Below are 15,322 nucleotides of genomic sequence, written 5' to 3' on the forward strand. Positions count from 1 at the left end.
TGGTTTGGCTTTCAGTTGACCCCTGTATGGCCGAATCCGCCATCGCCGCGTTCTGTTTCGTCGATACGGTCGACCTGTTCCCATGTCACATGTACATATTCTTTGATGACGAGCTGGGCGATGCGTTCACCGTTGGTGATGGTGTAGGGTTCGTCTGAGAGATTGATGACAATGATTCCGATTTCACCACGGTAGTCCGCATCGATTGTTCCGGGTGTATTGACGAGCGAGATGCCGTGTTTCAATGCCAGTCCTGACCGCGGACGCACCTGACATTCATAGCCTTGCGGAAGTTGAATGCGTAGGCCGGTTGGAATGAGAGCCCGTTGTAACGGCTTAAGGGTTACGGGTGATTCGAGTCGGGCGCGAACATCCATTCCGGCTGATGAGGGGGTCTCATAAGCGGGTAGGGGATTGGAAGAGTCATTGATGATTTTTACCTTGATACGTTCCATCGTGGGAGTTGAAAACGGATTGAAAAATAGTTGAAACTAATAAAAATTCTTATTGTGGCGACACGATTGTTGCACGTGTCTGAATAATTGAAATCGCGCATCGAATTGTTAATTCGATGTTTAATCCTATAGATTTGCCAATCCCGCCTTTTGTTGCGTGAGATTATGATTCTCACCCCAATTTCTACGCATTAAGCGACTGGCATTATCAACAGTTACTATAATTAACAAGCGAAAGTAGCAAAATTCCTGCACATAAACGCACTTTTTTACTTATTATTTACATATATCAATGGTTATAAGCATATTTTTGCCAGTAAGCAGTGCTTATTTCACTCAAATCGTATGAGATTGGCGAGTTGAATAAAATAGTCATTCGACCATATTTCAAGCTCGTTCGGATTTTTCATAAATGGAGCGACATCTTTTTTCACAAGTTCGATATCTGTGGTTGAAAGTCGCTCGCGAAGCATTGCTTTGAAGTCTTCGGTTGTAAGATTCAATCCGTTAAAATCTTTTGTGCGTTGAATGAAATGGTCAAAGTCAAGTGGTATATTATTCCTGACATACCACTCAAAATCATACCAGTCTCGTCCTTTTACCCGTTTGCCCCATGTGCGGAATATGAGTGCATGCATTTTACCTGCAAATAGTCCCGGCAGGGTCATGCAGCGAGTCATGAATGAAAATGGCTGAAGTAGTAATTTTTGTTCGGTCTTGAAGCCAAGTGGCGGATTTGTGTCAACCTCAATCTTGACTTTAATGCTTTTTTCTGTCTGAAATGCCAGATTGTAGACATGGGTGTCATCTTTCAGGAATGCGGATTCGACTTTTCCTTGATTTCTTTTTTCTTTTTTTGTAATCATGACGTCGCGTCCGGCGGCCTTAAACTCGGCTATTATTGACGGAAAATAGTTCTCGATATTAAACGAATCATCGGATTGCAACAATGAAAAATCCATATCTTCGCTAAAACGGTTTAACTGATGGAATATGCGCAGGCATGTTCCACCGTAGAAGGCAGCTTTATCAAAAAATCCTCCACGATATAATCCGGCTAAAGCAATTTGCTGCATGACTTCGTATGTAGCGTTTCGTTTGGAAACCGTAGTAGAAATGTCATATTGCGAAAGCATTTGTTCAAAAATTCCGTCCATAAGATGATATTATTTCAGCGAGATTGTTTAACATGTTTTTTTTACGTGAACACAAGGCGCACTTCTTGATAATTTCTACATCCATACTTTTAAATTCGTCCATATCAAATCTCAGATTGTTTTCTATATAATCGGTCAGCTCTCCTTTGTATCGTAAATTGAGATTTGGTGTGAATACTAAGAGGTCGCACAAGGCTTTTTCCTTTGTTGCAATTAAAAAATTAGTATCCTCTTCGGTTGCGGATGTAACACCGATTGAGTAGTATGGAGATTGTGCGTGGATATATCTGAATGTCCCTAAGAAGTTTGTGAATTTTTTTGCATGTCCGGCTGTTATTGAGATTGTTTCTTGGACTGCCTCTGGAATCAGGCTATAATAGCGGAGAGCAGTGTGCATTGAAATATATGATGGCCCATGTAAATGGTTTGCTATCAGATATTCGGATATATTGGCTCGGCTTGCAAGTGTCGATGCAACATACATTCCTTTCTTCAGTCTGATTATTGTACCATTATTTTCAAGACGTGTGGCTTTGTGTGCCATATCTTTACAGGCCGGATAAATCGCATCCAGATTTGATAATCTAAATGGTATGTTCCTGAAATTTTCGAATGTCATAATAAATAATTTATGAATCAGATGCAAATATAGTAAAAATTTTGATAGATAATGGTATTAATCGCCATTATCTATCAAAATTTTTACTATAAAAAGTTTTTTATTGCTTTTATCCTGTAAAGTGAAAAATAGTCTATATTTGCATTTTAGAAATTTATGCTTGCAGTAAGTAAGAATATGAAAAAAGAATATAAATTTGACGATAATTTCAAACGATGGGCAAGGGCTTTGCAATTTGCTTTTCGTGAGGATGTGTTGAATGATTATAATGAGTTTCGCGCTCCGCAGGTGTTATTAAGTGAGGATAATGCCAGAAATGGGTTGATATTTTACGAAGGTTATCGTGATTCTATTTTAGATAAGGTGGGAAAAGTTGCGACGCAACTAACATCTAATATGCTCAGGAGTGAGCATATTCCATATAATCTATTTACTCCACTTGAAACAATGCCTGACATTGCTGTAGATTTGTTTGGTAGGATAATTGATGTGTCAATTGAGAGAGTTGTAGACATCAAAATTGAATATGCCGGAAAATATGAACATTCTGCTTATTTGAATGATAGAACGTCTTTTGATGCTTATGTAGAATACGTTTCTGTCGATGGCAGGAATGGAGGGATAGGTATAGAGGTTAAATATACGGAAAATGAATATCCGCTTGGCGATAAGGAGGGTAAAGATATTTCAGGCGCTAATCGTAATTATCGTGATATGACGGAATGTAGTGGGTATTTTAAATCAGGATTGGATATTTCGATGTTTCTTACTGCTCATCATCTACGCCAGATTTGGCGTAATCATATATTAGGATATTCAATGTTGAATAATGGTGATGTGGATATAATTCATCACGTTCATGTTTATCCTGAGCGCAACGTGCATTTCCATGATTATGCGTTGCCGGAGTATCGTAATTTATTGAGTGAAAAAGGAAATGAATCATTCAAAACTATTACGTATGAGGATTATTTTGCAATGTTGGATAAATATAGCTTAAATCAAGAAGTTGCAAATTGGGTTAAGTATCTTCGGAAAAGATATTTGGGCGTTGATTGATGTTGTTGATGCACAATAGACTTATGTAAGCAATATCAATGATTGTGAAATTTTCTTTAAATCGCTTTGATTTTGGGGGGATTGGGAGAATTTTTGTAACTTTGGGGCTGATATTCGCAATTCTCACATTTATCATTAGTTAAGCGCGTGAAAATCAAATCAATTATATTGCTTGGCATCCTCCTTCTTTCGGGGGCTGTCTATGTATCGGCCAATACTGACAATGTGGCTGAGGAAGTTGCATGGGTGGTCGGTGACCAGCCTATCTGGAAATCAGAGATTGAGGAAGCCTACCAGAATATGCGCTATGAAGGTGTCCCTGTCGCAGGCGACCCTTATTGCGTTGTTCCCGAACAGCTTGCGATTGAAAAACTATATCTACATCAGGCTGAGATGGACACTATCGAGATTCCCGATGCAATGGTGTTTCAGAACGTCGAGCAGATGCTCAACGGCTATATCATGAACCTTGGTTCGAAAGAGAAGGTAGAGCAATATTTCAACAAGTCAATCCCGGCTCTGCGCGAGTCGCTCCGCGAGATGGTGCGCAACCGAGGCCGTGTGCAGGAAGTGCAGCGCAATCTGACGAAGGATGTAAAAGCTACGCCTGCTACCGTCCGCAGATTTTTTGAAAAGATTCCTGCCGACAGTGTGCCTTGGGTTCCCCTTCAGGTCGAGACTCAGATTCTGACAGTCGCTCCGGCTGTCCCGCGTGAAGCTGTCGAGGATGTGAAAGCGCGTCTTCGCAACTTTACCGATCAGGTCAACAAAGGTGAGAGCTCGTTCTCTACGCTTGCGATTCTCTATTCCGAGGACCCCGGCAGCGCGGCCCGTGGCGGTGAGCTCGGTTTCAGCGGACGTGCGGAATTCGTGCCTGAATTCTCGGCAGTCGCGTTCAACCTCAATGACCCAAAGAAGGTGTCGAAAATCGTTGAGACCGAATATGGATTCCATATCATACAGCTCATCGAGAAGCGTGGCGACCGCATTAATGTGCGCCATATCCTTCTGAAACCCAAAGTGGCCGAGAAGGATCTGACAGAGGCTGTGAACCGTATGGACTCGCTCCGCACCGACATCCTCGACAAGAAATTTACTTTTGAAGACGCTGTGTTCTTTTCGCAGGACAAGACCACACGCAACAATAAGGGACACATGGTAAATGAAAGCACAGGCTCGACACGGTTTCAGATGTCGGAACTTCCTCAGGAAGTGGCCAAGCGTGTTGCAGACATGGAACCCGGAGATATTTCCGAACCGTTCATCATGACCGATCCCAAGACGAACCATGAGATTGTTGCGATGGTGAAACTCACTTCGCGCATCCCCGGCCACAAGGCTAATATGTCGGATGATTTCCAGCTGGTTAAGTCTATGTATGAAAATGCGCGCCGTCAGGAGATTCTTGACGACTGGCTTGCCAATAAGATAAAGAATACCTATATCCGTATCGAGGACGGCTGGCGCAACTGCGACTTCAAGAACAAAGGTTGGATCAAGTGAACACTGATCTGTCCTTAGAACCGGTCTCCGTAGCTTCATGAAGCAATCTCCTATACTTGCATTGATGGCCGTAGCGCTGGTGTCGCTCCCGGCCATGTTTGCGCAGACACCTAAAGACAAGCCTGCCTCGGTGTCCGTGCCCAAGAGCGCTCCCGTGCAACGTAAGAGCGTCATCCGTCCTACTATTCCAGATGCCGACCGCCATGAGCCGGGAAAGGTCTTTCTCGAACGGGCTGACCGGCTTATGTATGATCAGGTGCGCGACTCTGACGTGCAGGTGCTTGTCGGTAATGTGCTGTTCCGTAAAGGCGACATGTATATGTATTGCGACAGCGCCCGTTTCAACGAGGCGACTTCATCGCTCGATGCCTTCAGGAATGTCCATATGGAGCAGGGCGACACATTGTTTGTCTATGGTGATGAACTATACTACAACGGTCTCACCGAACTTGCCGAACTCCGGGCCTATGCCAGAAACAATGTGCGTCTCATCAACCGGGACGTGTCTCTGACAACAGATGTGTTTTTCTATGATATGGCTGCCGATGTCGGATATTACCAGACCGGTGGCACTCTGACCGACAAACAGAATACGTTGCGTTCGCTTCAAGGTTTCTACTATCCTGCGACGAAAGACGCTTTTTTCTATTTGAATGTCGATCTTACAGGTCCGCGAGAGAACGACACTCTGAAGATGTTTACCGACTCGCTGACCTACAATACCGCGACAAACATAGCCCAGCTGATGTGTCAGACGCTGATTGTCAGCAAAGACGGCGAAATCAACTCGTCGTCAGGATTCTATGATACCAAGCAGGGGCTTGCAGATCTCTATGACCGTTCACGCGTACACACGCGCCGTGGCAACTATCTGACAGGTGACACACTTTTCTATGACCGTGAGAAAGGCTACGGCGAGGCTTTCGGAAATATGATTCTGACCGATTCAGTCAGGCAGTCGGAGCTGCGAGGTGAATATGGGTTCTATAATGAACTGACCGACTCGGCTTTTGTTACAGGCAACGCCCTCGCTATGGAATATTCCAAGACCGATACTCTGTATCTCCACGGCGACACAATCAAGGCCTACATGCTTGAGGATTCCACGAAGGTCACCGACGTCTATCGCCGTGTGCGTTTCTTCCGAAATGATATTCAGGGCCTTTGTGATTCATTGAGCTCTGTCGAGCGTGATTCCATATTATATATGTATTATCACCCGATAATCTGGAACGGCGACAATCAGATTGCTGGCAATGTGGTCTATCTCCATTTCAACGACTCGACTGCCGACTGGGCACGTCTTCCCGAATCGGGTCTCGTGGCCCAGCATGTCGGTGAGGACTGCTACAATCAGCTCGCCGGGGCCGACATGACAGCTTGGTTCAATGATTCTACAATCCGCAGGCTGTATGTCGAGGGCAACGTGCAGCAGATTATGTTCCCGATGGAAAATGACTCGACCTACAACAAGTTTGTCTTCACCGAGAGCAGCTATATGGACGCATTTTTCAATGGCAATGACATAGAACATCTTATCATGTGGCCTGAGACTACCGGCAAGGCGACCCCGCTCTATCTTGCCAAGCGTTCATCCTACTATCTCGAACCGTTCAGATGGTTCGGTCCGCTACGCCCGATGTCGCCTGACGAAATTTTTGACTATCCGCCTGAAATGTCTGAGCTGAGTTCGCTTCAGCTGTTCAAGAAAGTGAGCCCTACGGCATATTCAATCCGTGGCACGATGCTGGGGAAACCGAAACCGCAAGAGCCTCAGACCCCTGTCCCCTTGAGTCCTATCGGTCAGGCTTCCGTCCTGCCTCCGAAAGATTCGTTGCATGCGGTGGCAGATTCGCTTTTTCACGCAATTCCCGACTCGTTGCCTGCGGCAACTGATTCACTTCGCATACAGTCCGACTCACTTGGAGTGGATACCGATTCGGTTACCGTAGCTCCTGATGGGATTGAAGTGCCGGTGGTCGAACCACATGCCTATATGCTGCCGAACGAAAAAAATTCAGCCCGGACGACACTGGCAATGGGACGGAATGAAATAATCGGAATAAAAACTAAAGAGGAGGTGGAATCATGAGCGATATCATACGTCTTCTCCCGGATTCTGTTGCAAATCAGATAGCGGCCGGCGAAGTCATCCAGCGTCCTGCATCGGTCATAAAGGAGCTTGTCGAAAACTCGATTGATGCCGGTGCGACTTCGGTTACAATTATTCTTAAAGATGCCGGCAGGACACTGATTCAGGTGATTGACAATGGTTGTGGCATGAGCGACACGGATGCACGTCTGGCTTTCGAACGCCATGCGACCTCAAAAATCCGTAAGGCCGATGACCTCTTTTCGCTTTCGACCATGGGATTCCGTGGCGAGGCTCTCGCATCAATCGCTGCTATCGCGCAAGTCGACCTGCGCACGATGCTTAAGGGGGAGACAATCGGCACGCGCCTGCTCATCAATGGCTCTAAGGTTGAAAGTCAGGAGCCGGAAGCATGCGCACAGGGCAGCAACCTGATGGTCAAGAACCTGTTTTTCAACGTGCCTGCCCGCCGTAAGTTTCTCAAGAAGGACTCTGTGGAACTGAGCAATATCATGCGTGAGTTCGAACGACTTGCGTTGGTCAACATCGGCGTGGATTTTACGCTTATAAGTAACGATGTCACTCTCCACTCGCTTCGGCGAGCCTCGCTCAAACAGCGCATCGCTGACCTGTTCGGTCGCTCGCTCGACAAACAGATTGTCCCTCTCGACACAGACACTTCGATAGTCAGGATAAACGGCTTTATCGGCCTGCCGGAAAATGCGCGCAAGCGTAATGCCCTGCAATACCTTATGGTCAACGGTCGCAACATGCGTCATCCTTACTTCCATAAGGCCATCATGCAGTGTTACGAACGCCTGATTACCGCTGACGTCCAGCCGAATTATTTTATAAATCTGACAGTCGACCTCGAGACGATAGATGTCAACATCCATCCCACGAAGAGTGAAATCAAGTTTGAAAACGAACAGGCAATATGGCAGATACTGACTGCAGCTGTCCGTGAGTCGCTCGGACGTTTCAACGCCGCTCCCGCGATTGATTTCGATGTCGACGAAGCCCCGGACATCCCTGTGTTTTCTCCGGATATCGACGCTGATCATGAGGTCATACTCGAACAGGGCTACAATCCTTTTGCCCAGCCGGCTCATGCTACCCGCAGTTCGTCCCTGTCGGGAGGCGGGTCGTCGGTTTCCGGCATGGGAACATCGGAAAGCAGGAAAATTTCATCCCTTTCCGTGAACCAGCCCCATACCTCCGAGCGTTTTCAGGACTGGGAAAAGCTCTACGACGATTTTGTCAGGAAACGTGACGACAGTTACGCTTCGATGGTCGAGAGTAAAGTCAACAAATCTGAAAACGAGCTTGAGCTTGACAATGACGCTCCTGTGAGCGCCACGCTACAGCTGAAAAATTCCTATATACTGACATCGTCACGCGACGGGCTCATGATAATCGACCAGCACAGGGCGCATAAGCGCATCCTCTATGACAGCTATCTGGCTAAAGTCAAGGAGCGCGATATGGTGTGTCAGAACACCATGTTTCCTGAAATAGTGGAGCTGTCGCCTTCACAGAACGCGGTGCTGACCGACATTGCTCCCTCGCTTGAAGATCTGGGATTCGCCATATCGCCGCTCGGCGACAACTCGTGGTGCATCACAGGCATTCCATCGATGCTCGGCGGTGCAAATCCACGCGATTTACTGCTCGGCATGATAGAGAGCGTGACAGAGACCGGTGAAGAACTGGCATCGTCGCTTCAGGAAAGAATCGCGCTTTCGATGGCACGCAGCAGTTCCATAAAGCGCGGACAGGTGTTAAGCGCGACAGAGATGGATAAGCTCATCAGCGATTTGTTCCGTCTTTCGACCCCTGCGCGAACACCTGACGGCAAAACGGTGTTTACTATTGTGAATATCGAGGATATTTCCAAAATGCTGGGCTGAAAGCCTCGGACTTGACAGCCGAAATTGTAAATTTTATAGATTCATCACAAACACAACGATTCTTTTATAATCATGACGGTTCGCATCATCATAAGTCTCATGCTGATTTTGTCGGGTTCTATTGCCATGGCAGAGGGTGGGGCTGATGATATACGTGTGTCTCTGCTGACCGCGCGGGCCGGAGCTGACATCTATCAGCTCGAAGGTCACACGGCATTGAGAATTCAGTCGCCCGACAGAGGGGACTATGTGATAAACTGGGGTCTGTTTGATTTTGCAGCCCCTAATTTTGTGTACCGTTTTGTCAAAGGAGAGACTGACTACATGGCCGGTGCTGCACCGACCGATAGGTTTCTTGAGATGTATCGTCGTGAAGGCCGTGTAGTAGTGGAGCAGGCGCTGAATCTGACTCCGTTTGAAAAACTGCGTGTCATCGAACTGACCGACAATAATCTTATGCCCGCAAATCGGGTCTATCGCTATAACTATGTGCTCGACAACTGCGCTACACGTCCGCTTGCTGTTATAGAGCGGGCGATTTGTGACACATTGTCGCTCGGAGCGACGTCTCTTCCCGCAAAATCCGTGTCGACTTTCCGCAATGCCATGAGGCATTATCATGTCAACTATCCGTGGTATCAGTTCGGTATCGACCTTGCGTTGGGTAGCGGGATTGACCGTCGGATTTCATCGCGCGAAATGTCGTTTGCGCCTGAGGCTCTTGAGCAAATGATGTCGTCGGCAGAGCGTCGCGACGGAGCGAAACTTGTGGAGGGGACTTCAGTGCTCGTTGGAGCAGAAGGAGAGTCACCGGTGTTGCCGCCTACTCCGTGGTATCTTGCACCGATGTTCTGGTGCAGTATTGTATTGCTTGTGTCGATTTGTGTCTCGGTAGGGCAGATTCGAAGGAAATCGCCGGGTGTGGCTTCTAAGATATTCGACACCCTTTTCTATCTCGCGATGGGTCTGGCCGGGTGTGTAATCATATTTCTTGTGGTCATTTCAGTCCATGAGGCCACGTCGCCCAACTGGCTGTTGCTGTGGCTCAATCCGCTGTGCTTCATCCCGGTTATGGCTGTGTGGGTAAAAAGAATGGAAAAGTTGTTGTTTTCCTATCAAATTCTTAACTTTGCATCATTGATTGTCCTCCTTATCCTGTTTGGCTGCGGAGTGCAATCGCCCAATGCTGCATTCATCCCGCTTATCGTGGCTGATGGAGTGCGGGCATTGTCATGTATAAAAACCAACAGAAACGCCTGATGTCATCACGTAAAAATCATCCGATAAGTACCCGTCTGGCAAGTGTGCTCGTAGTCTCGCTTGTGTCGATCGGTATCGGCGCGTTTACGCCGGTGTTTGCTTCGCGTCCTGTTGCCGCCCCGAACACGAAGAAGGGTGCGGACGGTCCTAACTACACGCTCACCCGCCCGGCTTTGGTTGTCGGGATATTTGTCGAAGGGCTTGACGCCGACTATGTCAACCTGCTCCGCGACAACTTTACCAAGAATGGTTTCAACCGTTTCATCTCTGACGGTGTGACCATTGAAGATGTCAATTATGGGACGGATCTTGACGCCACCGCTGCAACGGCGATGCTGATGACCGGCGCTGCGCCGAGTGTCAACGGAGTGCCGGCGGCAAGGGCTTGGGATACAGAAACAAGATCGGACTATCCTATATTGCTCGATCAGGCGAAAATAGGCAATTTTACTGATGAAACCTTCTCGCCGGCATCATTGCGCGTGTCGACAATCAGCGACGAAGTCCGTATTGCTGACGGAGGTATAGGTCTGGTACATTCTGTAGCTCCTGATGCTCAGGTTGCTATAATCCTTGCCGGACATGCCGGCAACAGCGGTTTTTGGCTCAACGAATTCAACGGAAAATGGAGCACGTCGACCTACTATCGCGATGTCCCGGCTGCGATTGCAAAACGCAACTACGGCATCACGCTTTCGTCTCGTCTCGACACCATATCGTGGACTCCGTCTATACCGCTTGACCTTTATCCCGATCTTCCTGATTATAAAAAACAGTTCCCCTTCCGCCACAACTTCCCTGCGCGTGATCCAAACCGTTTCAGGGCATTCAAGGTTTCCGCTCCCGGAAATCATGAGGTTGCGGAAATAGGAATCGACTATATCTCATCGCTCAATCTTGGTGGTCGAGGTGTCACCGACATGCTCAATCTCGGTTTTAATGTCAGTCCATATCCTTATGGCCGCGACACCGATACGCGTGTCGAAACGATGGATGCCTATATCCGTCTTGATTCGGATATCGCAAACATAGTCCAAGCGATTGAAAAAGGCCCGGGAATGGCAAATTCGGTCGTTTTTATCGCAGGAACACCCGGACCCTCAGGAGGCAAACGTGAGGACGACCGCTGGAATATCCCGGCAGGACAGTTTTCGCCAAAACGGGCCATTTCACTGCTCAATATCTATCTGATTGCCATTCACGGCAACGGCGAGTATGTGAGCGGATACTATGACGGTTATTTCTTCTTAAATAGAAAACAGATAAAGGAAAACGGCCTTGACGAACGTACGATACGGCGTGAAAGTGCGGAATTCCTGACCCGCATGAGCGGTGTGACCGCTGCATATACAATCGACGACATTCTCGAACGACGTGCAGGAGAAGATGCACATGCCCTCCAGCGCAATACGTCCATTGACCATGCCGGAGATGTCATGATAGTGGTTAACCCCGGCTGGCAAATCACTGATTCGTCAGCCGAAGGGAGCAATGACTCGCAGTTCCCGACCATAAGAAATGTAGCTACGACTTCGCCGGTCTATATACTTGCGCCGACAGTCGCTCCGGCTAAGATTGATTCGCCGGTCGATGCGCGAGTGATAGCTCCGACGGTCACAAGGATTTTAAGAATACGGTCGCCCAATGCGGCTTCCCTCCCACCGTTGCGCTTTCCGAAGCGCAAGTAGCATCAGAGACAGATGCTGCACATATGATTAAAATCCAGTTATAAACAAGTTACAAAGATTACCAGAATAAATTATGTCATTTCAATCATTCCTCACAAAGATTTTCGGAAACAAGTCGACCCGAGACCTTAAGGAAATCGAACCCATCGTGAAGAAAATCGAGGCTCTTGAGCCTGAGGTTAAGCAACTCACCATAGATCAGCTCCGCGAGCGCATCGATAATGTCCGTGCTGACATCAGTCAGGCAATTTCTGCGGAAAAAGAAGAAAACGAACGTCTCCGCCTTGAAGTCGAGGAGCTTCCTTTCGACCAGCGTCAGCCGGTGTGGGACAAAATCGACCGCAACGAAAAGACTATACTTGACACTATAGAGGATAAGCTCAACGAGCATCTACCCGAAGTGTTTGCTGTGGTGCGTGAAACCGCAGCCCGTTTCGCCGCCAATGAGACAATCGTTGTCAAGGCTACTCAGCTCGACCGTGAACTTGCGGCACAGGGCCGTGATTTTGTCAGCATCGACGGCGATAACGCCATCTGGAAAAACCATTGGCTTGCCGGCGGCAATGAGATGAAGTGGGACATGGTCCACTATCGTGTACAGCTCATCGGCGGTATCGTGCTCCATCAGGGTAAGATTGCCGAGATGGCTACCGGTGAGGGTAAGACACTCGTGGCAACGCTGCCTGTATTCCTCCGCTCGCTCTCAGGACGTGGTGTACATGTGGTGACCGTCAACGATTATCTCTCGAAGCGTGACTCCGAGTGGATGGGTCCTCTGTATATGTTCCACGGCTCGACTGTCGATTGTATTGACAAGCATCAGCCAAACACCGCGGCACGCCGTGCGGCCTACAATTGTGACATCACTTTCGGTACTAATAACGAATTCGGTTTCGACTACCTCCGTGACAACATGGCCATGTCGCCGGCCGATATGGTGCAGCGCAAGCATTACTATGCTATTGTCGATGAGGTCGACTCGGTGCTTATCGACGATGCCCGTACACCGCTCATCATCTCAGGTCCTGTGCCTAAGGGCGACGACCAGCTCTTTGATGAATACCGCCCGAATGTGGAGAAGGTGGTGGAGGCTCAGCGCAAGCTTGTCACCAAGATTCTTGCCGAAGCCAAGACCAAGATTGCATCCGACGATAAGGAGACCAAGAAGGAAGGAGCATTGTTGCTCTACCGTGCCTTCAAGGGTCTGCCGAAGAACGGTGCGCTTATCAAGTTCCTCTCTCAGGAGGGAATGAAGAATCTCATGCTTGAAACCGAGGCATATTATCTTCAGGACAACAAGCGCGAGATGCCCAAGGTGACCGATCCGCTGTATTTCGTGATTGATGAAAAGAACCGCAGCGTAGAACTGACCGACAAGGGTATTGACGAGCTTACAGGCAAGACAGGTGACCCGCAGTTCTTCGTGCTTCCTGACATCGCCTCGCAGCTTTCGGAAACAGAGCACATCGAAAATCTTGCAGAGCGTCAGCAGCGCAAGGATGAGCTTATGCAGGATTATGCAGTGAAGGCTGAACGTGTCCATACTGTCACTCAGCTTCTCAAGGCCTACACCCTTTTTGAAAAGGATGTCGAGTATGTGATTGACGAAGGTAAAATCAAGATTGTCGATGAGCAGACCGGTCGTATCATGGAGGGACGCCGTTACAGCGACGGACTCCATCAGGCTATCGAGGCCAAGGAACATGTGAAGGTTGAAGCTGCTACACAGACATTCGCAACCATCACTCTCCAGAATTATTTCCGCATGTATCACAAGCTTGCCGGTATGACCGGTACGGCTGAGACCGAGGCAGGAGAATTCTGGGATATATATAAGCTTGATGTGGTGACAATCCCGACCAATCGTCCGATTGCCCGCATAGACATGAACGACCGTGTCTACAAGACTAAGAAAGAAAAGTATGCCGCTGTCATCGACGAAATTCAGGATCTCGTGTCGAAGGGCCGTCCGGTGCTCGTCGGTACGACATCGGTTGAAATCTCCGAACTTCTCAGCCGCATGCTCACCATGCGTCATATCCCTCACAATGTCCTCAACGCCAAGCTCCACCAGAAGGAAGCCGAAATCGTGGCTCATGCAGGACGCAAGGGTATGGTGACAATTGCGACAAACATGGCCGGTCGTGGTACGGACATCAAGCTTACTCCCGAGGTCAAGGAGGCAGGAGGTCTTGCCATCATCGGTACTGAACGTCATGAATCACGCCGTGTCGACCGTCAGCTCCGCGGACGTTCAGGCCGTCAGGGTGACCCCGGTTCATCAGTGTTCTATGTTTCGTTCGAGGATCAGCTTATGCGTCTTTTCGCGACTGACCGCGTGATGAAGATGCTCGACACTCTCGGTCTTGAAGAGGGTGAGCGTATCGAAAGTTCGATGGTGACCAACGCTATCGGAAACGCCCAGAAGCGTGTCGAAGAAAACAACTTCGGTATCCGTAAGCGCCTTCTCGAATATGACGACGTGATGAACAAGCAGCGTACCTACATCTACAACCGCCGTCACCATGCACTGCTCGGCGAGCGTATCGGTATCGACATCGCAAACATGATGTGGGACGTAATCGAGAACTTTGTCAACAACTACGGACCTGCCGATTATCAGGACCTCGCTCTTGAACTTTTCCGTGTGCTCACGATTGAAGCACCTTTCACAGAGGAGGAATACCGCAATATGTCGAAAGAGGATGCTATCGAAAAGATTCATACCGCAGCTCAGGATGCCTTTGACCGCAAGAGCCAGCGCATCCTTGAGGTAGCCCAGCCTGTGATTGTCGACTGTATTGAAAACCGTGGATTCAAGGGTCGCATCGCTGTGCCGATGACCGATGGCAAGCGTTTCTTCAATCTCGTTGTCGATATCGACGAGGCTTACAGGACCGGTTGCAAGTCGATTGTCAAGGAATGGCACAAGGCCGTGCTTCTAGTGACTATCGACGAACTCTGGAAGGAGCACCTCCGTGAACTTGACCAGCTGCGTCAGAGCGTCCAGAATGCTTCGTATGAACAGAAAGATCCGCTTGTAATCTATAAGGTAGAGTCGTTCCATCTCTTTGAGGCTATGCTCAACAATCTGAATGTAAAGACCATGTCGACACTCATGCGTGGTCAGATATACGTTCAGCAGGCTCCTCCGCAGCAACCGCGTCCACAGCAGCCTGCTCCTGAGGCAGAGGTGGAATCAAATGATGAGACTCCGGCAGAGGAACCCGCTCCTGCACAGCAGCCGGAAGCTCCGAAGCCACAGCCTAAGGTAGAGCGTGCAATGCCTGAGCGTCCGAATGATTATTCGAAGTATCAGACATCGCGCGAGAATCTTCCGGGAGAGAACGCCCAGCGTGCAGCAGCCCAAGGTGCGAGCCAGCAGCAGGTGACACAGCCCGTCAAGTCAGGACCGCGCATCAACCGCAACGATCCATGTCCATGCGGTTCAGGAAAGAAGTATAAAAACTGTCACGGCAAGGGCCTGTAAAAGTGAATCAATAATGTGAATAAATAAGTTAAGGAGCGCAGAGTTTTTGATTTTGCGCTCCTTATGTTTACAGAATGAAGGATAAAACA

The 15,322-nt window shown here is 48.4% G+C and carries 10 protein-coding genes; 7 read left to right on the plus strand and 3 right to left on the minus strand.

The features are described from left to right. Positions 1 to 11: 11 nt before the first annotated feature. The 3 genes from dut to QZ311_RS01705 all read right to left on the minus strand — a co-directional run bounded on the left by dut (position 12) and on the right by QZ311_RS01705 (position 2,231). Positions 12 to 446, minus strand: coding sequence for a dUTP diphosphatase (gene dut, locus QZ311_RS01695; protein ID WP_297063517.1), 435 nt, complete (start codon positions 444 to 446; stop codon positions 12 to 14). A 341-nt stretch (positions 447 to 787) separates the two neighbouring features. Further along, the gene (locus QZ311_RS01700; RefSeq protein WP_297063216.1) at positions 788 to 1,612 is read right to left on the minus strand and encodes a nucleotidyl transferase AbiEii/AbiGii toxin family protein; all 825 of its coding nucleotides are present in this window, start codon (positions 1,610 to 1,612) and stop codon (positions 788 to 790) included. Then, on the minus strand, positions 1,596 to 2,231 hold the full coding sequence (locus QZ311_RS01705) for a hypothetical protein (protein ID WP_297063218.1): 636 nt from the start codon (positions 2,229 to 2,231) through the stop codon (positions 1,596 to 1,598). The genes QZ311_RS01700 and QZ311_RS01705 overlap by 17 nt, the downstream gene beginning before the upstream one ends. A gap of 177 nt (positions 2,232 to 2,408) precedes the next feature. Between QZ311_RS01705 and QZ311_RS01710 the strand changes: the two genes are divergently transcribed. From QZ311_RS01710 to secA, 7 genes are all read left to right on the plus strand, one after another. Then, a complete protein-coding gene (locus QZ311_RS01710; RefSeq protein WP_297063219.1) occupies positions 2,409 to 3,290 on the plus strand; it encodes a hypothetical protein in 882 nt (293 codons plus the stop codon). Between the two features lie 153 nt (positions 3,291 to 3,443). Then, complete coding sequence (locus tag QZ311_RS01715; protein WP_297063519.1) at positions 3,444 to 4,793, plus strand: peptidylprolyl isomerase; 1,350 nt, start codon at positions 3,444 to 3,446, stop codon at positions 4,791 to 4,793. 37 nt (positions 4,794 to 4,830) lie between these two features. Beyond that, positions 4,831 to 6,885, plus strand: a complete 2,055-nt coding sequence (locus QZ311_RS01720; RefSeq protein WP_297063220.1) for an OstA-like protein — start codon at positions 4,831 to 4,833, stop codon at positions 6,883 to 6,885. Continuing rightward, positions 6,882 to 8,795 (plus strand): DNA mismatch repair endonuclease MutL, encoded by a 1,914-nt coding sequence (mutL, locus tag QZ311_RS01725; RefSeq protein WP_297063222.1) that lies wholly within the window; start codon positions 6,882 to 6,884, stop codon positions 8,793 to 8,795. The genes QZ311_RS01720 and mutL overlap by 4 nt, the downstream gene beginning before the upstream one ends. 72 nt (positions 8,796 to 8,867) lie before the next feature. Further along, on the plus strand, positions 8,868 to 10,055 hold the full coding sequence (locus QZ311_RS01730; protein ID WP_297063224.1) for a DUF4105 domain-containing protein: 1,188 nt from the start codon (positions 8,868 to 8,870) through the stop codon (positions 10,053 to 10,055). Then, the gene (locus tag QZ311_RS01735; RefSeq protein WP_297063226.1) at positions 10,028 to 11,743 is read left to right on the plus strand and encodes an alkaline phosphatase family protein; all 1,716 of its coding nucleotides are present in this window, start codon (positions 10,028 to 10,030) and stop codon (positions 11,741 to 11,743) included. The genes QZ311_RS01730 and QZ311_RS01735 overlap by 28 nt, the downstream gene beginning before the upstream one ends. A 73-nt stretch (positions 11,744 to 11,816) precedes the next feature. Next, complete coding sequence (gene secA, locus QZ311_RS01740) at positions 11,817 to 15,233, plus strand: preprotein translocase subunit SecA (RefSeq protein ID WP_297063228.1); 3,417 nt, start codon at positions 11,817 to 11,819, stop codon at positions 15,231 to 15,233. Positions 15,234 to 15,322 lie beyond the last annotated feature (89 nt).

The sequence above is a fragment of the uncultured Duncaniella sp. genome (assembly GCF_910578445.1).
Lineage (GTDB): Bacteria > Bacteroidota > Bacteroidia > Bacteroidales > Muribaculaceae > Duncaniella.